This window comes from Azospirillum palustre, assembly GCF_002573965.1.
GTDB classification, from domain to species: Bacteria; Pseudomonadota; Alphaproteobacteria; order Azospirillales; family Azospirillaceae; genus Azospirillum; species Azospirillum palustre.
In genome coordinates, this window is sequence record NZ_PDKW01000043.1 from 2348845 (window position 1) to 2371244 (window position 22400).

20 protein-coding genes and 1 pseudogene are annotated in these 22400 nt (G+C 66.7%); 15 read left to right on the forward strand and 6 right to left on the reverse strand.

The features are described 5' to 3' along the window. Positions 1-401: electron transfer flavoprotein subunit beta/FixA family protein (locus tag CRT60_RS33435; RefSeq protein ID WP_425290430.1), on the reverse strand; the 401-nt coding region annotated here is incomplete at its 3' end. On the opposite strand from CRT60_RS33435, the pseudogene CRT60_RS37665 reads away from it, so the two are divergent. The 5 genes and pseudogenes from CRT60_RS37665 to frc form a co-directional block, all read left to right on the forward strand. After that, positions 288-533 (forward strand): annotated as a pseudogene (locus tag CRT60_RS37665) (succinate--CoA ligase subunit alpha); the annotation flags it as partial. The gene CRT60_RS33435 and the pseudogene CRT60_RS37665 sit on opposite strands and share 114 nt — an antisense overlap. A 306-nt stretch (positions 534-839) precedes the next feature. Continuing rightward, entirely contained in the window at positions 840-3794 is a 2955-nt protein-coding gene (locus tag CRT60_RS33445) for a 2-oxoglutarate dehydrogenase E1 component (RefSeq protein ID WP_098740660.1), read from the forward strand. Between the two features lie 41 nt (positions 3795-3835). Further along, the gene (gene odhB / locus CRT60_RS33450) at positions 3836-5089 is read left to right on the forward strand and encodes a 2-oxoglutarate dehydrogenase complex dihydrolipoyllysine-residue succinyltransferase (protein ID WP_098740661.1); all 1254 of its coding nucleotides are present in this window, start codon (positions 3836-3838) and stop codon (positions 5087-5089) included. A gap of 446 nt (positions 5090-5535) precedes the next feature. After that, a complete protein-coding gene (locus tag CRT60_RS33455) occupies positions 5536-6009 on the forward strand; it encodes a PAS domain-containing protein (RefSeq protein ID WP_098740662.1) in 474 nt (157 codons plus the stop codon). A gap of 110 nt (positions 6010-6119) precedes the next feature. Further along, complete coding sequence (gene frc / locus CRT60_RS33460; protein WP_098740663.1) at positions 6120-7370, forward strand: formyl-CoA transferase; 1251 nt, start codon at positions 6120-6122, stop codon at positions 7368-7370. Positions 7371-7520: 150 nt separating this feature from the next. Here frc and CRT60_RS33465 read toward each other — a convergent pair whose 3' ends face one another. Both CRT60_RS33465 and CRT60_RS33470 read right to left on the reverse strand, forming a co-directional pair. Further along, positions 7521-7688: a hypothetical protein gene (locus tag CRT60_RS33465; RefSeq protein ID WP_244592888.1), complete on the reverse strand. Its 168-nt coding sequence runs from the start codon at positions 7686-7688 to the stop codon at positions 7521-7523. Between the two features lie 227 nt (positions 7689-7915). Then, a complete protein-coding gene (locus tag CRT60_RS33470) occupies positions 7916-8332 on the reverse strand; it encodes an HRDC domain-containing protein (RefSeq protein ID WP_098740665.1) in 417 nt (138 codons plus the stop codon). 201 nt (positions 8333-8533) lie between these two features. Here CRT60_RS33470 and CRT60_RS33475 point away from each other — a divergent pair, with 201 nt between their 5' ends. Further along, positions 8534-9574: a hypothetical protein gene (locus tag CRT60_RS33475; protein ID WP_143273434.1), complete on the forward strand. Its 1041-nt coding sequence runs from the start codon at positions 8534-8536 to the stop codon at positions 9572-9574. Between the two features lie 113 nt (positions 9575-9687). Then, the gene (locus tag CRT60_RS33480) at positions 9688-9900 is read left to right on the forward strand and encodes a hypothetical protein (protein ID WP_098740667.1); all 213 of its coding nucleotides are present in this window, start codon (positions 9688-9690) and stop codon (positions 9898-9900) included. 38 nt (positions 9901-9938) lie between these two features. Here CRT60_RS33480 and CRT60_RS33485 read toward each other — a convergent pair whose 3' ends face one another. Beyond that, positions 9939-10412 (reverse strand): ferritin-like domain-containing protein, encoded by a 474-nt coding sequence (locus tag CRT60_RS33485; protein WP_098740668.1) that lies wholly within the window; start codon positions 10410-10412, stop codon positions 9939-9941. Between the two features lie 176 nt (positions 10413-10588). Between CRT60_RS33485 and hrpB the strand changes: the two genes are divergently transcribed. The 6 genes from hrpB to CRT60_RS33510 all read left to right on the forward strand — a co-directional run bounded on the left by hrpB (position 10589) and on the right by CRT60_RS33510 (position 18901). Continuing rightward, positions 10589-13153, forward strand: a complete 2565-nt coding sequence (hrpB, locus tag CRT60_RS33490) for an ATP-dependent helicase HrpB (protein WP_098740669.1) — start codon at positions 10589-10591, stop codon at positions 13151-13153. Between the two features lie 358 nt (positions 13154-13511). Further along, positions 13512-13883 carry an HVO_A0114 family putative DNA-binding protein gene (locus CRT60_RS33495; RefSeq protein WP_098740670.1) on the forward strand — a complete coding sequence of 124 codons (372 nt, stop codon included), beginning with the start codon at positions 13512-13514 and terminating at the stop codon, positions 13881-13883. Between the two features lie 164 nt (positions 13884-14047). Beyond that, on the forward strand, positions 14048-14590 hold the full coding sequence (locus CRT60_RS35950; protein ID WP_143273435.1) for a hypothetical protein: 543 nt from the start codon (positions 14048-14050) through the stop codon (positions 14588-14590). Positions 14591-14603: 13 nt separating this feature from the next. Beyond that, entirely contained in the window at positions 14604-15602 is a 999-nt protein-coding gene (locus CRT60_RS33500; RefSeq protein ID WP_098740671.1) for a Kiwa anti-phage protein KwaB-like domain-containing protein, read from the forward strand. 722 nt (positions 15603-16324) lie between these two features. Then, positions 16325-18127 carry a translation elongation factor 4 gene (gene lepA, locus CRT60_RS33505; protein WP_098740672.1) on the forward strand — a complete coding sequence of 601 codons (1803 nt, stop codon included), beginning with the start codon at positions 16325-16327 and terminating at the stop codon, positions 18125-18127. A gap of 159 nt (positions 18128-18286) precedes the next feature. Continuing rightward, the gene (locus CRT60_RS33510) at positions 18287-18901 is read left to right on the forward strand and encodes a hypothetical protein (RefSeq protein ID WP_098740673.1); all 615 of its coding nucleotides are present in this window, start codon (positions 18287-18289) and stop codon (positions 18899-18901) included. A gap of 67 nt (positions 18902-18968) precedes the next feature. Here the strand turns inward: CRT60_RS33510 and CRT60_RS33515 are convergent, their stop codons facing one another. Both CRT60_RS33515 and CRT60_RS33520 read right to left on the reverse strand, forming a co-directional pair. After that, positions 18969-20057 (reverse strand): asparaginase, encoded by a 1089-nt coding sequence (locus CRT60_RS33515; protein WP_098740674.1) that lies wholly within the window; start codon positions 20055-20057, stop codon positions 18969-18971. 51 nt (positions 20058-20108) lie between these two features. Next, the gene (locus CRT60_RS33520) at positions 20109-20333 is read right to left on the reverse strand and encodes a hypothetical protein (RefSeq protein ID WP_143273436.1); all 225 of its coding nucleotides are present in this window, start codon (positions 20331-20333) and stop codon (positions 20109-20111) included. A 158-nt stretch (positions 20334-20491) separates the two neighbouring features. On the opposite strand from CRT60_RS33520, the gene CRT60_RS33525 reads away from it, so the two are divergent. Both CRT60_RS33525 and CRT60_RS36340 read left to right on the forward strand, forming a co-directional pair. After that, positions 20492-21451: a LysR substrate-binding domain-containing protein gene (locus tag CRT60_RS33525; RefSeq protein WP_244592889.1), complete on the forward strand. Its 960-nt coding sequence runs from the start codon at positions 20492-20494 to the stop codon at positions 21449-21451. Next, positions 21448-22395 carry an SH3 domain-containing protein gene (locus tag CRT60_RS36340; RefSeq protein WP_098740676.1) on the forward strand — a complete coding sequence of 316 codons (948 nt, stop codon included), beginning with the start codon at positions 21448-21450 and terminating at the stop codon, positions 22393-22395. The genes CRT60_RS33525 and CRT60_RS36340 overlap by 4 nt, the downstream gene beginning before the upstream one ends. The last annotated feature ends 5 nt before the right edge of the window (positions 22396-22400 follow it).

The following is a 22400-nucleotide window of genomic DNA, read 5'->3' on the forward strand; positions in this document are numbered from 1 at the left end:
TCGACGCCCAGGCTGTCCGGCGTGACGGTCTCCAGCGGCTTCTTCTTCGCCTTCATGATGTTCGGCAGCGAAGCATAGCGCGGCTCGTTCAGGCGCAGGTCGGCGGTGACCACCGCCGGCAGCTTCAGCTCCACCGTCTCCAGCCCGCCGTCGATCTCGCGGGTCACGGCGACCGTGCCGTCACCGGCGGCGATCTTCGAGGCGAAGGTGCCCTGGCCCCAGCCGAGCAGCGCCGCCAGCATCTGGCCGGTCTGGTTGCAGTCGTCGTCGATGGCCTGCTTGCCGAGGATGACGAGGCCGGGAGCCTCGGCGCCGAGTTCATCAAGGCCTCGGGCACCAAGAAGCCGGTCGTCGGCTTCATCGCCGGCCGCACGGCTCCTCCGGGACGCCGCATGGGCCATGCCGGCGCGGTGATTTCCGGCGGCAACGACACCGCCGACTTCAAGATCGACTTCATGAAGTCGGTCGGCATCGCCGTCGCCGACAGCCCCGCCAGCCTGGGCTCCACCATGCTGAAGGTGTTCAAGGGCTGATCGCCTGCGGGCGTCACGGCGACGTGACGCCCGCGGCCTGATGCCTTTGAAAAGAGGACGCCTTTCGAAGAGGTTGACGGGCGGGACGCTGCGGTGCCCCGCCCGACGCCCCTTCGGCCTATCCTCTTGGACGGTTGGTCCTGGGAACCCATATGCAAGCGTCGGCGGTGCGCACGGCATCCCACCTCGCATCCCACCGGCTCCCCTCGCCGGTTCTTGCACATGGGTATCCATCGATCTCCCGCCCCCTTCATCACTCGCGATCATCTCCCACAGGGAATCGGGCTCACGGCCCGAGGTGAAACCATGTCGGCAAATCTGGAACAGACCTCGTTCCTCTTCGGCTCGAACGCCGGTTACGTCGCCGAGCTCTACGCCAGCTACCTGTCCAACCCGGCCGCCGTCGATCCCAGCTGGAACAGCTTCTTCCAGGATCTGGACGAGGATTCGCGCGCCGTCCTGGACGAGCTGCGCGGCGCGTCCTGGACCGTGTCCGATCTGGAGGACCCCAAGGCCAAGCGCGACCCGGTCGCCGAGAGCTTCATCGTCGCCACCCCCAACGGCGCCGCCACGAACGGCGCCGCCGCGGCGATGAACGGCCCCGGCAACGGCGCCATGCTGTCCCATACCCAGCAGGTCTACGGCGGCATCAGCCCGCAGCAGCTGCGCGCCGCCACGCTGGACAGCATCCGCGCCCTGATGCTGATCCGCGTCTTCCGCGTCCGCGGCCATATGAACGCGCATTTCGACCCGCTGGGCCTGGAGAAGCGCGAGCCGCACCCGGAGCTGGATCCGGCGACCTACGGCTTCGGCCCGGACGACCTCGACCGTCCGATCTTCCTGAACTACTCGCTCGGGCTGGAAACGGCGACGCTGCGCCAGATCCTCGACATCCTGCACAAGACCTATTGCGGGACGATCGGCGTCGAGTTCATGCACATCCAGGATCCGGAAGAGAAGGCCTGGATCCAGGAGCGCATCGAGGGCGGCCGCAACCACACCGACTTCACGGTGAACGGCAAGCGCGCCATCCTGGAGCGGCTGACCGCGGCCGAGGGCTTCGAGAAGTTCCTGCAGCTGAAATACACCGGCACCAAGCGCTTCGGCCTTGAGGGCGGCGAGTCGATGATCCCCGCGCTGGAGCAGATCCTGAAGCGCGGCGGCCAGCTCGGCCTCAAGGAGGCCGTCGTCGGCATGGCCCACCGCGGCCGTCTGAACATGCTGACCAACTTCATGGGCAAGCCCTTCTCCGCCGTCTTCTCGGAGTTCCAGGGCAACCCGTCGAGCCCCGAGGACGTCCAGGGCTCCGGCGACGTGAAGTACCATCTCGGCACCTCGTCGGACCGCGACTTCAACGGCAACATCGTCCACCTGTCGCTGACCGCCAACCCGTCCCACCTGGAATGGGTCAACCCGGTCGTGCTGGGCAAGGTGCGCGCCAAGCAGCAGCAGCGCCGCGACCTTGAGCGCGAGCAGGTGATGGGCGTGCTGATCCACGGCGACGCCGCCTTCGCCGGCCAGGGCATCGTGGCCGAGACGCTGGGCCTGTCGGAGCTGCGCGGCTACCGCACCGGCGGCACCATGCACTTCATCATCAACAACCAGATCGGCTTCACCACCAACCCGACCTATTCGCGGTCGGGCGTGTACTGCTCCGACATGGCCAAGATGGTGCAGGCGCCGATCTTCCACGTGAACGGCGACGATCCCGAAGCCGTCGTCCATGTCAGCCGCATCGCCATCGAGTTCCGCCAGAAGTTCAAGCGGGACGTCGTGATCGACATGGTCTGCTACCGCCGCCACGGCCACAACGAGGGCGACGAGCCGGGCTTCACCCAGCCGATCATGTACAAGAACATCCGCTCCCACGCGACCACGCGCGAGCTGTATGCCAAGCAGCTGGTGGCGGAGAACGTGATCACCCAGTCCGAGGGCGACCAGATCACCCAGGACTTCATGAAGAAGCTGGAGGCCGAGTTCGAGGCGTCCAGCACCTACAAGCCGAACAAGGCCGACTGGCTGGAAGGCAAGTGGGCCGGGCTGGAGGCGCAGGGCGCCAACACCGCCCACCGCGGCGAGACCGGCGTGGAGCTCGACAAGCTGAAGCAGATCGGCTTCAAGCTCTGCGAGTATCCGAAGGACTTCGCGATCAATTCCAAGATCGCGCGCCAGCTGGAAGCCAAGAAGAAGACGCTGGAGACCGGCGAAGGCATCGACTGGGCGACCGCCGAGGCGCTGGCCTACGCCACGCTGGTCGCCGAGGGCACCGGCGTCCGCCTGTCGGGCCAGGATTCCGGCCGCGGCACCTTCTCGCACCGCCATGCGGTGATGTACGACCAGAACACCGAAGAGAAGTACGTCCCGCTCTGCCACGTCAGCCCGGACCAGGCGACCTTCGAGGTCCATGACAGCCCGCTGTCGGAAGCCGCCGTCGTCGGCTACGAATACGGCTATTCGCTGGCCGAGCCGCACAATCTGGTGCTGTGGGAAGCGCAGTTCGGCGATTTCGCCAACACCGCGCAGACCATCATCGACCAGTTCATCTCGTCGGGCGAGTCCAAGTGGCTGCGCATGTCCGGCCTGGTGCTGCTGCTGCCGCACGGCTACGAGGGCCAGGGCCCGGAACACTCGTCCGCCCGTCCGGAACGCTTCCTGCAGATGTGCGCCGAGGACAACTGGCAGATCTGCAACGTGACGACGCCGGCCAACCTGTTCCACGTCTTCCGCCGCCAGATCCGCCGCAGCTTCCGCAAGCCGCTGGTGCTGTTCACGCCGAAGTCGCTGCTGCGCCACAAGCTGTGCATCTCCGACCTGTCGGAGATGGGCCCGGGCAGCACGTTCCACCGCGTGCTGGGCGAGACCGCCAACGATCTGGCCGCCAACGACAAGATCCGCCGCATCGTCGTCTGCTCCGGCAAGGTCTATTACGACCTGCTGCAGGAGCGCATGAGCCGCGGCATCAAGGACGTCGTCATCCTGCGCCTGGAACAGCTCTACCCGTTCCCGAAGGATGCGCTGGCGGCCGAGTTCGCCAAGTATCCGAACGCCGAGCTGGTCTGGTGCCAGGAAGAGCCGGAGAACCAGGGCGCCTGGTTCTTCGCCGACCGCCGCCTGGAAGCCGTGCTGAAGGACGTCGGCCACAAGGCCGGCCGCCCGTCCTATGTCGGCCGCCCGGCCACCGCCTCGCCGGCGACCGGCCTGCTGAAGCGCCACAACAAGGAGCAGGCCAAGCTCCTGGATGAAGCCCTGACGGTCCGCTGACCCTCACCCAAGCGAACAAGAAGACGAACGAGGAATAAGAAATGGCTACCGAAATCAAGGTCCCCACGCTGGGTGAGTCCGTCTCCGAGGCGACGGTCGCCCGCTGGCTGAAGAAGGCCGGCGAGGCCGTCGCCATGGACGAGGCGCTGGTCGAGCTGGAGACCGACAAGGTCACGCTCGAGGTGAACGCCCCGGCCGCCGGCGTGCTGGCCGAGATCGTCGCCGCGGAAGGTGCGAACGTCGAGGTCGGCGCCCTGCTGGGCGTCCTCACCGAAGGCGCCGGCGCTGCCGCCGCCCCGGCCGCCGCCGCTCCGGCCGCTGCTCCGGCTCCCGCCGCCGCCCCGGCCCCGGCTGCCGCCCCCGCTGCTGCCGCCGCTCCGGGCAACATCGCCGCCTCCGGCCCGGCCGCCCGCAAGCTGGCCGACGAGAAGGGCGTCGACACGTCCGCCATCGCCGGTTCGGGCAAGGACGGCCGCATCACCAAGGGCGACGTCATCGCCGCCCCGGTTGCCGCTCCCGCCGCCAAGCCGGCCGCCCCGGCTCCGGCCCCGAAGGTCCAGTGGGCCGCCGGCACCCAGGGCGACCGTCCGCGGGCATCTCAGGAAGAGCGCGTCCGCATGACCCGCCTGCGCCAGCGCATCGCCGAGCGTCTGAAGGAGGCCCAGAACAGCGCCGCCATGCTGACCACCTTCAACGAGGTGGACATGTCGGCGGCGATGGCTCTGCGCGCCGAGTACAAGGACTATTTCGAAAAGCGCCACAAGGTGCGGCTCGGCTTCATGTCCTTCTTCGTCAAGGCCGCCGTCCAGGCCCTGAAGGAAATCCCGGCCGTCAACGCCGAGATCGACGGCACCGACATCGTCTACAAGAACTACTATGACATCGGTGTCGCCGTCGGCACGCCGCAGGGTCTGGTGGTTCCGGTGGTGCGCAACGCCGACCAGCTGGACTTCGCCGGCGTCGAGGGCACCATCGCAGCACTCGGCAAGAAGGGCCGCGACGGCAAGCTGTCGATGGACGAGCTGACCGGGGGCACCTTCACCATCTCCAACGGTGGTGTCTACGGCTCGCTGATGTCGACCCCGATCATCAACCCGCCGCAGTCGGCTATCCTCGGCATGCACAAGACGATGGACCGCGCGGTCGTCGTCGGCGGCAAGATCGAGGTCCGCCCGATGATGTATCTGGCGCTGTCCTACGATCACCGCATCATCGACGGCAAGGAAGCGGTCACCTTCCTCGTCCGCATCAAGGAGCTGATCGAGGATCCGCGCCGCCTGCTGCTGGACGTCTGATCCGACATACCGGGCTTAACGAGGCAAGGGAGGGCAACTGCCCTCCCTTGACCCACCCGTCCAAGGGCTTCCGCCCTTGGAACCCTGAAGGGGCGCCGCAAGGCGCCCTTTTTCTTTTTGCACTCCCTCTCCCGCCCCGGGAGAGGGAAGGGGCCCAAGCGAAGCTTGGGAAGGGTGAGGGGTGATCCAAGGATCGGAAATCCATGTCCGGATCGCCCCTCACCCTCCCCACTTCGTGGGTCCCCTCCCTCTCCCGGGGCGGGAGAGGGAACTCCCGAAAGGTTCGCGCAAACAACAGTTCGCGGAGCGCTCAAATCCTCTTGCCAGAGATATGGTATCTGGTATACCGTATCGATAATGTCAGTGCGACGGCGGCTTCCGGGCCATCGCCGCACCGGCTCCCCCGGTGCCCAATCCAAGAGGGGGCGGGCACCAAGGAGATCGACATGGACGAGAGGACAGCAGCGGGTTCGCCCGCGGTTGTGGATTGCGAACAGCTGGTGGCGGCGATCGGCGATGCCGTCATCGTGTCCGATCCGGCCGGCGCCATCGCCCTGTGGAATGCGGCGGCGGAGCGGATGTTCGGCTTCACCGCCGACGAGGCGATGGGCAAGTCGCTCGACATCATCATTCCGGAACGCCAGCGCCAGCGTCATTGGGATGGGTATGAAAACACCATGGCCACCGGCGAGACCCGCTACGGCCATGACCTGCTTCGGGTTCCGGCGGTCCACAAGGACGGGCACAGCCTGTCGATCGCCTTCACCGTCGCGCTTTTGCGCGGGACCGACGGTGCGGTGACCGGGATCGCCGCCGTGGTGCGGGACGAAACCGCCCGCTGGACCGAAGAGCGGACATTGCGCCGCCGCCTCACCGACCTCGAAGCCGCCGCCAAAGCCGGCGTCGCTGCCGCCGGCTGAGCGCGAGCGGACCACGGGAGCAGGCCCCGAAGATCGAATCGGGGCCGGTCTCCGAAGATCAAATCCAGCAGACAAACTGAAACAACGCGAAATAAGGGAGTGTTGCAGTCATGACCAAGCCGCTCGAAGGCATCAAGATCATCGACTTCACCCACGTGCAGGCCGGCCCCGCCTGCACCCAGCTTCTGGCCTGGTACGGCGCGGACGTGATCAAGGTCGAACGTCCGGGCGCCGGCGACGTCACCCGCAGCCAGCTGCGCGACATCCCGGATGCCGACGCGCTGTACTTCACCATGCTCAACAGCAACAAGCGCTCCCTGACGCTGGACACCAAGACCGCCGAGGGCAAGGAAGTCCTGACCCGTCTGATCAAGGAATCCGACGTGCTGGTCGAGAATTTCGGCCCCGGCGCGCTGGATCGCATGGGCTTCAGCTGGGACAAGATCAAGGAATTGAACCCCGGCATGATCGTCGCCTCGGTCAAGGGCTTCAGCGACGGCCACCATTACCAGGACCTGAAGGTCTATGAGAACGTCGCCCAGTGCGCCGGCGGTGCCGCCTCCACCACCGGCTTCTGGGATGGCCCGCCGACCGTGTCCGCCGCCGCTCTCGGCGACAGCAACACCGGCATGCACCTCGCCATCGGCATCCTGACCGCGCTCATGGCCCGCACCAAGACCGGCAAGGGCCAGAAGGTCGCCGTGTCGATGCAGGACAGCGTGCTGAACCTCTGCCGCGTCAAGCTGCGCGACCAGCAGCGCCTGGACCGCGTCGGCTACCTGGAGGAATACCCGCAGTACCCGCACGGCAAGTTCACCGACGTGGTTCCGCGCGGCGGCAATGCCGGCGGCGGCGGCCAGCCGGGCTGGGTGCTGAAGTGCAAGGGCTGGGAGACCGATCCCAACGCCTACATCTACTTCACCATCCAGGGCCATGCCTGGGCGCCGATCTGCAAGGCTCTGGGCCGCGAGGAGTGGATCGACGATCCGGCCTACAACACGGCTCTCGCCCGTCAGGACAAGATCTTCGACATCTTCGCGATCATCGAGGATTGGCTGAAGGACAAGACCAAGTTCGAGGCCGTCGACATCCTGCGCAAGTACGACATCCCGTGTGCGCCGGTGCTGTCGATGAAGGAGATCGCCGAGGACCCGTCGCTGCGCGCCAGCGGCACCGTCGTCGAGGTCGACCACAAGCAGCGCGGCAAGTACCTGACCGTCGGCAGCCCGATCAAGTTCTCGGACATGACGGTCGAGGTCACCGGCTCGCCGCTGCTCGGCGAGCACACGGACGAGGTCCTGGCCCAGCTCGGCTACAGCAAGGACCAGATCGCCGCCATGCACGGCGCCAAGGTGGTCTGAGGCCGGGTCTGAAGGCCGATTGCCCCCGGCACTCCCCTCTCCCTCCGGGGAGAGGGTTGGGGCGAGGGGGCACCCGGCAGACTTGCGAAAACAAAAACGGCGCCCCATCCGGGCGCCGTTTCCTTTTTCCCCAACCGTCCAATCCTGCCGTCAAATCTTCCGGCCGCGCTCCAGATCGTCCAGGATCTCGTCCGCCCGGCTGGTCAGGGTGTGGGCGAGCCGGTCAAACTGCCCGTTGCCGGTCATGCGGGCGCGCCGGGCGGCTTCCACCCCCAGCCGGGCCAGTTCCTGCGCCATCTTGCGATAGTCCGGAACCATGGTCCACACCGCGTCCGCCGTAGCCACGTGCGGTGCCGCGCCACGACGTTTCGGATGATCCTTCGAAGCCACAGCCATCCCATCCACCGGTGCCAGTGAAGGGGAAATCCTGGCATACCAGCCCGCCCGAACCAACTGACGCTTACGGCAGGTCGGCCACAGCTTTTGGCTGTGCATTGCCTTGCCGAATCGGATAGGACTCCGCCGGCCGTCCCTTCGGGAGCCGGTCAGTCGATCAGCAGGTCCAGCGTCGAGCGCACCACCTGCACGATCTCGCCGCCCTGGGGCGAGATGGCCTGACCGCGGGCATTCACGATGATCGCCAGCTCATGCTCCGTCGTGGGAGCGAAGCGGGCGATCTCCTGCACCAGATCGTCGGCCAGAATGGCGTCGCGCGTCACCCCGGCCTGGGCGGCGGCCTTGTCGCGCCAGCCGTTCAGCGCCGCGGCGATGGCGGCCTCGATCTGCTGCGATTCCTCCTTGCGGCGGAGGTCGGTGAACAGCACCAGCACGCGCCACGCCCCGTCGGCATAGGCGGTTTCGATGCGCTGGACCTCGACCGTCCGCAGGAAGCTGGACAGCTCCGCCTGCGCCTCTTCGGCGGCGGCGTCGGGAATGCTGAAGGTGCGGATCTCGGTGCTCATCGCCCAATCCTGTTGTAAGGGGCCAACCCTGCGGCAAGGCCGTCCTCCATGGTCGGAGCCTACACACAAACGGCGCGTTCGGCAAACCGGGACCCTGCGGCGGAGGTGTTCCGGGACCTTGGGGATACCCCCAATTACCGCGTGTCGATTCACCTCCCCCGCGCGTTGTGGGAGGAGCCGCAGCACGCCCGGAGACGCCCGATGCCCCATCTCGACCCGCAGGAGCCCCCGTCCCAGTCTCAGCCGGACCAGCAATCCGTTTCCCCCCACGCCGGGGAAGCCAGCGCCGCGGAGACGCCGCGGCGCGGCAGGCGGCGCTGGGGAGTGCTGGGGACGGTGCTGATCGCGCCGCTGATGCTGGCCGGGCTGGCGGCGCTGGGGGTGCTGTGGACCGGGTCCATGCTCTACGACCAGCCCTTCGCCTGGTACAATCTGAACCGCATCAACACGGTGGCCGAGCGGGCCGCCCGCCTCCCCGATTCGGTGATGGTGGTGGCGCTGGGCGACACCGCGCTGCGCGACGCCACGCTGGACGAGCGCAGCATGGCGAAGGTCGCCGCCGAGCGTGGCGTGCCCAACCTGGAATTCCTGCGCATCGTCCACCGGCAGGCCCAGTTCGCCGATTTCGAACCGCTGCTCGACCGGCTGATCGCCGTCAAGCCGACGCTGATCCTGATCGACCGCAACCTGCTGACCGCCAGCCGCGGTCCGGTCGACGAACTCCAGCGCTACGGCAACGGCCTGATGCGCCTCTATCGTGGCCAGACCTATGTGCAGGATCAGGTGGCCCTGCAATACCGGCGCGGCTGCGGCCCGACGCCATCGGCCTGGCTGACCGGCGGAGCGCCCGGGGCCGTCGCCGGCTCCAGCGCCACCGAGCGGCAGGTCCGCGCCTTCATCGACCGCGCCTGGGCCGCCGGCATCCGCGTCGCCCTGATCGAGGTGCACAGCCGCCCGGCCCGGCAGGCGCCCAGCCTGATCTCCAGCGCCTCGGCCGCCGAGCCGTCAGCCCAGCCCTCCGCCGCCTCGCTGCCCTTGTGGAACTACGGCAGCACCGCAGCCGTGGAGCCCGAGGACTATGAGGACGCCGCCCCCACCGCCGCCTGCGATCAGGCCAGCGACACCGGCCGCAAGGCCTTCTCGGTCTGGCTGACCGGCGGCATCGCCGGGGCGCTGCGCGGCGCCCAGCCCGACCGCATGCCCGGCCGCGCCCCGGTGACGGAGGCCGCCTCCCTGCCCTGAGCGCCGCTCCCAAAATGACGCAGTGCAAACGTCGCCGTTCTTTCCGCCTTCCGGTTAAACCACTTTTTGTTTATGGTTTTGCCGTCGGGCGAGTCGCAACAGGAGACGGATGCATGGCTTCCATCATGATCAAGAAGGCCGGCGAAGGGCTGGTCTCGCAGGCCCACCGCAACGCCGACGTCGGCCCGACCAGCGGCAGCTCGGTCGTCTATGAAATCCAGAACGTGCCGGGCGGCGTCAGCGTCGACGACGTGATCGCCGCCTTCAAGACCTACCAGCCGGCCGACAAGGTGTACGAGATCGACTGGTCCGCCCTGTCAAAGTAACCAGGGGAGGGGGCAGCCAGCGCCCCCTTCCTCACTCTTCAAGCCTGCAAGGCCGGATAGCGCTTGGCCCACACCTCCAGCTGGGCGACATGCTCGGCCTCTTCGGCGGCGAACTCCTCGGCCATCATGCGGACCTCGGCGTCGGTGGTGGTCTTCGCCACCTCGGCATAGAAGGCCTGCCCGCGCCGCTCGCTGTCGAGCGCCAGCTCCAGCGCGTATTCCACCGTCATCAGATAGTGCGAGCCTTCCATCGAGGCCGCTTCCGGGCTGTCGCCGTCCGGCCACTGGAAGTCTTCCGGCGCCAGATCGGGGATCTTGCGAAAGCCCGACCGTTCCCGCGCCTCGGCCAGATGCAGGCGCGAGAATTTCGCCATCTGGCCGAAGAAGGCCGCGACCTCCTGGTTGCCATAGGTCTTCATCGCCTCCGACAGGTCGGAGAAGCGGTTGGCGGCGTCCTCCTCCAGCGCACAGGCGTGGGCGAGGAACAGGGCGGCGTCGTGGATATCGGTCATGGGTCCCTTTGAGGTGCGAAAAAGCCCGACGACAGCAAAACCATACAGTTTTTAAGGCCATCGGTCGCGACCGCTCTCCCGCTGCCCCACCCCTGCGACCTTTTGGCGCGTGCCGCGCCTGCCGGCACCCGAAAAGCATTGCCTTTCACGCCGGTTCGCGGCAGCAGACTCCCCCCATGAGCAAGCCCGCCTTCCCCGCCCTGCCAATCGATCCCGTCCTGCCCGCCCTCTTGGAGGCGCTGGACAGCCGCGGCACCGCCGTGCTCCAGGCCCCGCCGGGTGCGGGCAAGACCACCCGCGTGCCGCTGGCCCTGCTGGAGGCCGGTTGGCTGAAGGGCCGCAAGATCCTGGTGCTGGAGCCGCGGCGTCTCGCCGCCCGCGCCGCCGCCCGCCGGATGGCGTCGATGCTGGGGGAGGCGGTGGGCGAGACCGTCGGCTACCGCGTCCGCCTGGATACCAAGGTCGGCCCGAGGACGCGGATCGAGGTGGTGACCGACGGCCTGTTCCTGCGCCAGCTTCAGGAGGATCCGGAGCTTCCCGCCGTCGGCGCCGTCCTGTTCGACGAGTTCCACGAGCGCGGCATCGACAGCGACCTCGCCCTGGCCCTGGTGCAGGAGGCGCGCGGCGCGCTGCGCGACGATCTGCGCCTCGTCGTGATGTCGGCGACGCTCGACGCCGCCCCGGTCGCCGCCCTTCTCGCGGACACGCAAGGCCCCGCCCAGATGGTGACCAGCGAGGGCCGCGCCCACCCGGTCGAGACCCGCCACCTCGACGCCCCAGCGCAAGGCACCCGCATCGAGGACGCGGTGGCCGCCGCCGTCCGCCGCGCGCTGCGCGAGGAGCCCGGCAACGCCCTGGTCTTCCTGCCCGGCGTCGGCGAGATCCGCCGCGTCCAGTCCCTGCTCGACCAGTCCGACCTCGGCCCGAACACCGTCATCGCCCCGCTCTATGGCGACCTGTCGGCCGAGGCGCAGGACCGCGCCATCGGCCCCACCCCGCCCGGCCAGCGCAAGATCGTGCTGGCGACCTCCATCGCCGAGACCAGCCTGACCATCGAGGGCATCCGCATCGTGGTGGACAGCGGGCTGATGCGGGTTCCGCGCTTCGACCCGCGCGGCGGCATGACCCGTCTGGCGACGGTGAAGGTCAGCCAGGCCTCGGCCGAGCAGCGCCGTGGCCGCGCCGGCCGTCTGGAGCCCGGCGTCTGCTACCGCCTGTGGCCGGAGGCGACGCACAAGGCGCTGGCCCCCTTCACCACGCCGGAGATCGCCGACGCCGACCTCGCCCCGCTGGCGCTGGAGCTTGCGGTGTGGGGTGTCTCCGACCCCGCCGGCCTGTCCTGGCTCGACCAGCCGCCGGCCGCGGCGATGGCCCAGGCGCGCGAGCTGCTGACCGGCCTCGGCGGTCTCGACAAATCGGGCGCCATCACCCCGCACGGCCGCCGCATGGCCGGCTTCGGCGTGCATCCGCGTCTGGCCCACATGATGCTGGCCGGCAAGGCGATGGGCCAGGGCGCGCTCGCCTGTCTGGTCGCGGCCCTGCTGGGCGAGCGCGACATCGTCCGCAGCCAGCCCGGTTTCCGCGACGCCGACCTGCGCCTGCGCGTCGACCTGCTGCGCGGCGAAGAGCGCGGTGGTCAGGGTGCGGCGCGCGGCCTCAGCGTCGACCGCGGCGGGGCGCAGCAGGCGGTGAAGCAGGCCCGGCAGTGGCGCCGCCAGCTTGGCGTGCGCGACGACGACGCGATGGACTCGCAGGCCGTCGGCCTGCTGGTGGCGCTCGCCTATCCCGACCGCATCGGCCAGCGCCGCCCCGGCGGCCAACCGGGCGGAGTCGCGGCGCAGTACCGCCTGTCGGGCGGGCGCGGCGCCTATTTCCAGCAGGCCGAGCCGCTGTCGGCCGAGGAGTGGCTCGCCATCGCCGACCTCGACGGCGCCGCCCGCGAATCGCGCATCTTCCTGGCCGCCCCGGTCACGCTGGCCGATCTGGAGGAGAGCTTCGCCGACGACATCCGCACGGAGACCATCGTCGCCTGGGACGCGCGCGAGCAGACGGTGCTGGCGCGCCGCCGCCGCATGCTGTTCGCCCTGATCCTGAAGGACGAGAAGCTGGCCAAGCCGCCGGCGGACGCGATGACCGCCGCGATGATCGAGGGCATCCGCGCGCTGGGCCCGACCTGCCTGCCCTGGACCGACGAGCTGCGCAAATGGCGCACCCGCGTGATGTTCCTGCGCACCCGCGAGGGCGACGCCAACGGCTGGCCCGACCTGTCCGACGCCGCCCTGATGGACGGTCTGGAGGAGTGGCTGGCCCCCTTCCTCGACGGCGTGTCGCGCCGCGCCCATCTGGAGCGCATCGACCTGTCGAGCGCGCTGCGCGCCCTTCTGCCCTGGGACCTCAAGACCCGCCTGGACGCCGAGGCCCCGACCCACGTCGAGGTGCCGAGCGGCTCCCGCATCCCCATCGACTATGACGGCGAGGAGCCGGTGCTGGCGGTGCGCTTGCAGGAGATGTTCGGTCTGGCCGAGACTCCGCGCATCGCCGGCGGCCGGGTGCCCCTGCTGCTGCACCTGCTGTCCCCCGCCCGCCGCCCGGTGCAGGTCACCCGCGACCTCGCGAGCTTCTGGGCTAACGCCTACAAGGCGGTGAAGGCGGATTTGAAGGGCCAGTACCCGAAACACTACTGGCCCGACAACCCGCTGGAAGCCGAACCGACCGCGCGGGCGAAGCCGAGGGGGCGGTAACGGCCCACCCCGCACCGCAACGCCCCCAATCCCCTCTCCCCCCTGGGGAGAGGGTCAGGGTGAGGGGGCAGCAAAGGCGCCAGCCTTTGCCAGGGGATTGCGAAGGGGCAGCATGCCCCTTGGCGGCGCGCCGAAGCGCGCCCGTCACCCTCTCCCGCCCCGGGAGAGGGAGGGGACCCGCGCCGAAGGCGTGGGGAGGGTGAGGGGCACCCCGAGAGTCCCGAACCGCATGGCCTCTTGCGCGTCCCTGCCCGCGCGAAGGCAAATGTGATGGCCGCATCCCCTCGCCCAGCGCATACTGAAAGCGCTTCACCGGCCACTGCGTTGAAGACACCAAAAGACGCCAGGGAACCCGAGAATGCGGACCTTGCATGATTTGCGCGACGAGATGCTGGCGGTCGCCCGTGGCACCCGCCCGGTTCCCCCAGTGCAGTCCGTCACCGATGGCGAGGCGGTCTCCGGCCTTCTCGGCCTGTTGACCCCGGCCAACCGGACATTGATGCAACTGATCGCTACCGAACGACCGGAGACGGTGTCCCGCCTCGCTCAACTTGCCAACCGAGCCCAGCCCAACGTCTCGCGCGCTCTGCAAGACTTAGCGAAGCACGGTCTGGTGCGGCTGGTCCGCGACGGCATGAGCATCCGGCCGGAACTGGTCGCGGCGGAGATAGACGTGGATCTGGTGTGCGGAGATTGCCGGGTGGTGCCGATGGTAGTGGGGGCGGAGTAGGCCCCCCCGTGTTAGCGGGAGATATGTCGCCAAGAAGCTGAAGCGAGCTGCTGTTTGTTGGGAGAGGTCCAGGCTTGCAGAGGCTACATATGTTAGATATGGCAGAAGTTGATTGAAAGCGTGTTCCATATCTGCCATGTTCTACTTTTGTTCGGGAGGAAGGGATGACGACGTGGTATCGTGCTCGCTTCCTATTCTGTTCATTTGGGCCGCTTTATCTGTTGCTCTGTATAGGTCTAGCAGTGCAGCACGAATGGATGAAGCAGGGCTTAAAAGGAAACGATGTTATCGTGATGTTAATCGCAGGAATATTTTTTATCCTGTCATTTTTTGTATTCTTAAATTTGCGTAATGGCTTTTCCGCAGCATCACCTTCTAGATATTCAGTAAAACCTTTGGAATCGCTTGATGGAAGCGTGCTAAGTTACATGCTTTCCTATATTCCACCTCTTATGATTGATGATTTAAGCTCAGTCGCCAAGGTTGCGCCAGCAATTGTTTTTTATGCTGTCCTGATCCTTATCATGATTCGAACGGACACCATGTATGTCAATCCCTACTTTTTATTATTCAAATATAGGATTTTCCGGGTTGAGCTACCAAACAGTCGCTCCATAACGGTCATTACGCAGAAACAGGAGATCTTCCCTGAAGAAACTGTTACACTGCACGAAATTCAGCCGTCAAAGTTATACTTCTCTTCGTAATTTGAGAGATGCCATGCCGCTGATAGACGACGCTTTTGCAGCTCTGACCGATATGCGTGTGGCCTTGGACGAACAGGGACGAATCGGTTGCCATGTATTTATTTTTTCGCCCCGCACACGAGATCGACGAAATGATTGGCATAAAATTGCTATGCAAGGGGCGGTGGCAGATCGAATCGCATCTTCCGCTCGAGATGCGTTGCTCAAGTTGGAAAGCCGCGCAACCGATGATCAAGTACTTCAGGAGTTTGATTTTGACGCAATGGCCGACGGCAGTATAGGAATCATATCTCTTACTGACGTACCTGCTATAGCAGCTTGGCTTAACGAAATTCCAGGCGATGATTGGCCTGTTAGATTCGATGGTGATGAGAAAGTAGTAGAGAGAGCACGCTTCTACATCACGCGGCTCAATTTCTCTGATGGTCGCCCTCTTACGCTTGTTCGTGGCTCTCGCGGATTAACGGTCACTCTGCGAGAAAAAGGCATGGTTTCAGCTATTTTCAGTCGCGAGCAAAATGAGATGGTAGCGATCGATGGAGCTGTTGTGAATTTTGATGGTGCCATTGATTTCCTCGCTTGGGAAGGCATGGTATTTATATTGAACTTTCGGACATTTGAGTCCGTCACCAATATTCGTGACGTTACAATTCGAAAGGCCGCCGAAGCATTAGACGCTTTAGCCGTTCGTTTTGGCTTGGGAGAAAATGTGCAAGCCTTGAAAAGCGAAATTGGAAAACGCACTCTATTGGCAAAGAGATTAGCTGCTGCACATCGACACGGAATTATCAATCACATTGATCCACAACGTCTTGTTAATCGGGCCGCAGAAAAACAGCTTCGGCTACGCTGCCATCTGAACGATGGAAACGTACAATTTGAAATAAATCACAACAACCATGGGGAAATTCAAGACTTTGTAGATATCCTTACTGATTTCTTTCTTCAATCCCCTGTCACGGGTCGCGAATGGGAAGCAGTCGTAAAACGGGCGCCTAAAAATAGACGTTAATCTACTGAATTTATACAATCAGAAACCAATATGAACTTCAAACATCGACTAAAAGATGATTTCTTCAAAACCATAGAATAACTGGTAGATTCAAGACAATAGCATGGCCTGTAACTGTATTCGAATCGATTGATGACAACGCGCTGACTTGCGCCATCACCGAAGCCCGTTTGCAGGCTGCGGTTGGTCAAACGATTCACCTGCGCGACATCGCAGACGGGCTCGACAACTGGGGCACCCCCCCAAACACCCAGCCCCATTACAACATTAACCCAAGCCCCAACTCCTATTTCCACCCAACCCTTACCCCCCTCCCCGATCCATGCTACGCTACGCCCTCCCCCACCCGCGGAGGGCACCGCATGCCCCGACAGTGGCGATCCGCCACCTCCGCCCGCTCCGCCGAAGCCGCCCAGCGGCCCGTCCTCCCTCCGTGCGTCCTCCCCCTTCGCGCCCGCCCGCATGGAACACTGAACACACCCCGCAAAACCGTTCCATCCTGTTCCACACGTTCCACGCCCCGCCGGCCCCGCCACCCCGCCCGCCCGCGATGGAACAGTGAACACCCCGCCGAAAAGCGTTCCATCCCGTTCCATCCGCCCCACTTCGCCCCTCGCCGCAACCGCCCGTACGCGCTGCGTGCCCCCCGCCGACACACCATCATTGCGCCCATCCCCTGTCCGCCCTATGTTCCCGGCAAACTCTCGCTTGTTTGGGCCCCGATGACTGACCTCTCGCACATCCGCAATTTCTCGATCATCGCCCACATCGACCATGGCAAGTCGACCCTTGCCGACCGGTTGATCCAGCAGTGCGGCGGCCTCGACGCGCGCGAGATGCGCGAGCAGGTGCTCGACAGCATGGACATCGAGCGCGAGCGCGGCATCACCATCAAGGCCCAGACCGTCCGCCTGCTCTACAAGGCGGAGGACGGCAAGCAGTACACGCTGAACCTGATGGACACCCCCGGCCACGTCGACTTCGCCTATGAGGTCAGCCGGTCCTTGGCCGCCTGCGAGGGCTCGATCCTGGTGGTCGATGCCTCCCAGGGGGTCGAGGCGCAGACGCTCGCCAACGTCTATCAGGCGATCGACAACAACCACGAGATCATCCCGGTCCTCAACAAGATCGACCTGCCCGCCGCCGAACCGGAGCGGATCAAGCAGCAGATCGAGGACGTGATCGGGCTCGACGCCTCGGACGCGGTGGAGATCTCGGCCAAGTCCGGCCTCAACATCGGTGCTGTGCTGGAGGCGGTGGTCAAGCGCCTGCCGCCGCCCAAGGGCGATGCCGACGCGCCGCTGAAGGCCCTGCTGGTCGACAGCTGGTACGACCCCTATCTCGGCGTCGTCATTCTGGTGCGCGTCGTCGACGGCGTGCTGAAGGTGAACCAGAAGGTCCGCTTCATGGCCGCCGGCTCGGCCCACGATGTCGACCGCGTCGGCGTCTTCACCCCGAAGGCGCTGCTGACCGGCGAGCTGCGGCCGGGCGAGATGGGCTTCATCACCGCCGCGATCAAGGACATCACCCAGACCAAGGTCGGCGACACCATCACCGACGAGCGCAAGCCGGCCGCCGAAGCGCTGGAAGGCTTCAAGCCGTCGATTCCCGTGGTGTGGTGCGGCCTGTTCCCGGTCGACGCCGCCGATTTCGAGCGGCTGCGCGACAGCCTGGGCAAGCTGAAGCTGAACGACGCCAGCTTCCATTACGAGGCGGAGACGTCGGCGGCGCTGGGCTTCGGCTTCCGCTGCGGCTTCCTCGGCCTCCTGCATCTGGAGATCATCCAGGAGCGGCTGGAGCGCGAGTTCAACCTCGACCTCATCACCACCGCCCCCTCGGTGGTCTACAAGCTGACGATGACCGACGGGACGGTGCGCGACCTGCACAACCCGGCCGACATGCCCGACGTGATGCGGATCGACCACATCGACGAGCCGTGGATCAAGGCGACGATCATGCTGCCCGACGAGTATCTCGGCGGCGTTCTCCAGCTGTGCACCGAGCGGCGCGGCCAGCAGATCGAGCTGACCTATGCCGGCGCCCGCGCCATGCTGGTCTATCGCCTGCCGCTGAACGAGGTGGTGTTCGACTTCTACGACCGGTTGAAATCGATCAGCCGCGGCTATGCCAGCTTCGACTACCAGATGGACAGCTATGAGGAAGGCGACCTCGTGAAGCTGTCGATCCTGGTGAATGCCGAGCCGGTGGACGCCCTGTCGATGATCGTCCACCGCAGCCAGTCCGAACGCCGCGGCCGCCAGCTGTGCGAACGGCTGAAGGAGCTGATCCCGCGCCAGCTGTTCAAGATCGCGGTGCAGGCCGCCATCGGCGGCAAGATCATCGCCCGCGAGAGCATCAGCGCCATGCGCAAGGACGTGACCGCCAAGTGCTACGGCGGCGACATCAGCCGCAAGCGCAAGCTGCTGGACAAGCAGAAGGAAGGCAAGAAGCGCATGCGCCAGTTCGGGCAGGTCGAAATCCCGCAGAGCGCCTTCATCGCCGCGCTCAAGATGGGCGACGAGTAAGGAAAACGGACAAGGCGGGCTTCGGCCCGCCTTTTTTGTGCAGACCGGCAATTCCGTACAACTTGCGCAACAAAACGGCCGTTCGGGTGTCATCACACCCAGGACGGTGCCGCTCCCGCGCGGCGCCTCCCCTGTTGTGGTTCAATCCGGGAGGATGACATGCGCAAGTTTCTCGCCGCCGCGGTTCCGGCCCTGATGCTGATGGCCGTTGCCGCGCCCGGCCACGCCCAGACCAGCGGGTCGGCCAAGTCCAACGCCGTCGCCAACGGCACGATGGACACCGGCGCCCGCGACGTCCAGGCCAGCCGGGACATGATCGGCAAGCGGGTGGTCCACCGCCATGGCGGCCCCGTCGCCGGCACCATCCAGAACGTCACCACCGGCGCCGACGGCCAGACCATGGTCGAGCTGAAGCTGGCCAAGTCCGGCCAGTCGGTCATGCTGCCCCCGGCCTCCTTCGAGCGGCGCGGCAAACAGGTCGTCGTCATGCAGGACCAGATGGAGCTTCAGCAGCTCGCCCAGTACAGCAGCCAAGCCAACACCGGCTACGGCAGCTCGACCGGCGGCGCCATGGGCGGCCAGATGGGGAGCGGCTCGATGGGCGGCTCGATGAACGGCGGCATGGGCTCCGGTTCGATGAACCAGGGCACGATGAACCAGGGTTCGATGGGCAATGGCTCGATGGGCACCGAGACCATGAATCAGGGCACGATGGGCAACGGCACGATGAACCGCGGCACCATGGCCCCGGCCCAGCCCGGCATGGGCCAGTAAGCCGGGCCTGTAAGCCAGTGCCGGAGGCGGAGGGCCCGAACGGCCCCCGCCTCCGCACAGGCGCGTCTCAGACCTCGATCACCGTCAGTTCGCCGGCCTGCGGCACCGGCATCGCCGCCTTGACCGCCGCGGCGTCCAGCCCGGCGGCGAACAGGCAGACCAACTTGGCGTAGCTGGCTTCCGGCGTCATGTCATAGGCGCCGACCGCCCCCACGGCGCCGAGGCCAGTGGCATAGGCGCCGGGCAGCACCGCGCCGCGCTGCACCTGGGTGTTGTCCATCAGCACGACCCCGGCCCTCACCGCCGCCGACAGCGTGTCGAGGAAGTCCGGATCGGTCGAGCCGTTGCCCTCGCCGTAGGCCAGCACGATCACCCCCTTCGCCGCCGGGCTGGTGCCGGTCAGCATCGCCGACACCGTGCTGGCGCGGATGCCGGGATAGAGCCACAGCATGACGACGGAGAAGGCCGCCAGCGCCGCCGGAAGGGCGTCCAGCGCCGCCATCCGCCTGGCCCGGTTGTCCGGCTCGGCCAGCGAAACGCCGGTGTCCGGCATCGGCAGCCAATGCGGCTCGTTGCGGGCGATCACGCTGCCGATGGTGGCGAGCGGCGGGAAGTTGGGGGAATCGAAGCCGGCGAAGCGGTTGGCATCGACCTTCGACGACCGATTGCCGCGCAGCAGCCTGGTATCGAAATAGACGCAGACCTCCGGCACCGGCAGGGTGCCGGCCGCCACGATGGCGCCGACCAGATTGGCCGGCGCATCGCTCAGCGTGAAGGACAGCGGCACCTGCGATCCGCTGAACACCACCGGCTTCGACAGGCCGGGCAGCAGGAAGGACAGGGCCGACGCGCTGTAGGCCATGCTGTCGGTGCCGTGCAGCACGACGAAGCCGTCATACCGGTCATAGACCGACAGCAGCCGCCGGGCGATGGCGCCCCAGTCCGCCGGCGTCATGTTGGAACTGTCGAGCGTGCGGTCGAACCAGTCCATGGTCCAGGTCAGGTCCGGATAATCCCTCACCCGGTGGTCCGACAGGCCGGGCACCGACAGGGCCAGCTTTTCGAACTCCATGCCCGGCACCGGCGCCAGCGCCCCGTTGGGATTGGTCACGCACCCGATGGTGCCCCCGGTGTACAGCACATAGACCCGCCCCATCGCCCACTCCTGCCCGCATAGTTATCGGCGGCAGGATAGGCTGCGGCCCGCCTACTTCTCAAGACGCTGGCGGCCCGGAGTTGCCAGCGGCGACCGCACCGACGACGGCGCATGCTCCGCGGTCAGCCGATAACCCAACGCGGGCACACCCGACGGCAGCGGGTTGTAGGCAAAGCGGAAGCGCCGCGGTTCCGGCACGGCCGGGGTCGGGATGGCGGGCGGCTCCAGGCGGGCGGCACCGAGAACCGTGCCGGTCCAGGCGGCGAACAGCGACATGATCGGAAACTCCAAAGGGGTCGGAGGCCGACAATGGGGGGTGCGCCAATCCCTTGGAAACGAATAGGCATTATGGTGTCATCACGATTCGTAATGACCGCACCGTTGCGGACGGGCCGGCGCTCTGCTTGAATAAGCGGCAACTTCCGGTTCCCAAAATGCCCGCCAATCTCGACACCGACCTGCTGCGCGCCTTCGTCGCCGTGGCCGACAGCGCCAGCTTCACCCGTGCCGGCGAAAGGCTGGGCCGCACCCAGGCGGCGGTCAGCCAGCAGGTGCGCCGGCTGGAGGACACGGTGGGCAAGCGCGTGTTCGAACGCGACACCCACGGCGTGCGCATGACCCGCGACGGCGAGGTGCTGCTGGCCTATGCCCGGCGCATGCTGACCCTGAACGACGAGGTGCTGGCGCTGATGCACCGCAGCCCGACGGTGGCGAGCGTGCGCATCGGCACGCCCGACGATTACGCCACCATGCTGCTGCCGGAGGTCCTGGCCCGCTTCAACGCCGCCTATCCCGACGTGATGGTCGAGGTCGTCTGCGACAACAGCCCCGATCTGGTGGCGGAGATCGAGAAGGGCCGCTACGACCTGGCGCTGATCACCCGCAAGGCCGGCGAGGCGGGCGGCGAGCTGGTGCGGCAGGAGCCGGTGTCCTGGGTCGCCCCGCCGCTCGACCCCGCATCGCCGCTGCCGGGCTACCGTCCGGTGGAAAGCCTGGACCCGCTGCCGCTGGCGCTGTTCCCCAAGGGCTGCGTCGTGCGCGACATCGCCGTCGCCGCCCTGGACGGGATTGGGCGCGACTGGCGCGTCGCCTTCACCAGCAAGAGCGTCGTCGCCGTCCATGGCGCGGTGATGGGCGGGCTGGGGGTGACGGCGATGGAGGCCTGCACCGTCCCGCCCAGCCTGCGCCGCATCGGTGCGGCGGAGGGCTTTCCCGACCTGCCGGACGTCGACATCGCCCTGCACCGCGCCCGCGGCACGGCGCCGAAGCCGGTGCGGCTGCTGGCCGACGCGATCCACGACCTCGTCGGCGGCCAGTTGCTGGGCCGCCGGAAGCCGCCGCTTGCCTCACAGGTGACTGCCCCACAGGTGACTGCCAAGGAAGCCGCCCAATGATCGCCGTGCCGACCCGTTGCCTCCTTCCGGCGCTCGCCCTTCTCCTCGCCTGTGCCGGCATCGTTGCAGCAACCCCGCCGGCCTGGGCGCAGAGCCCCGTCGCCATCGGCGCCCCGCTGACCGGCGAGGTGGTGCTGAACCGCGACATCGAGGTGCGGATCGGCCCCAGCGAGGATGCCCGCATCGTCATGACGCTGAAGCAGGGCAAGGCGCTCAACGCTCTCGGCACGCCGCGCGGCACCTATTGGACGGAGATCGCCATCGGCGGCCAGCCCATCGGCTATGTCCCTGCCGACTCGCTGGACCCGGCGCTGATGGTCACCGGCCGGCCGGCAATCGGCGGCGAAGGGCCTCGGCCGTCCAAGCCCACCGCCAACCAGCCGGCGGATGCCCCTCCATCCCACCGCAGCGCCGCGGTCGTGCCGCGCGCGGCCTGGGACAAGGCGGCGCAGACCCCGGCGGAGGGCTATGTCGTCGCCGCCGGCCCGATTCCCGCGACCGAGATCCTGGCCAACCGCAAGCGGCGCAGCTTCACCCTGCGCAAGGGCGACGTGGTGGCGCTGATCGGTGCCGCCGATGGCGAGGCCACGCTGGCCCTGCCCGCCGGCACCCGCGCCCTGGCCCCGGTCCAGGGGCTGGTCGGGGTGGCCGCCCCCTATCCGCTGCCGGGGATGCCGCCGGTCGAGCCGGGCATGCTCTACGGCATCAAGCTCGGCGAATATGTCAGCTACGCCGAGGGCTTGCGCGCCTGGAAGGAGTTCACCGCCGGGCCGGGCAGCGCCTATCGCGACCTGCCGCCGATGGTCTGGCCGGTGTTCCGCAAGGGCCGGCTGCTGTACGAGGTCGGCGTCGCCCCTTTCACGCGCTTGCAGGTCGACACCGCCTGCGGCACGTTGGCACAACGCGCGCTCGATTGTACGGTGATCGAGCTGGATACGTTTTGATGAAC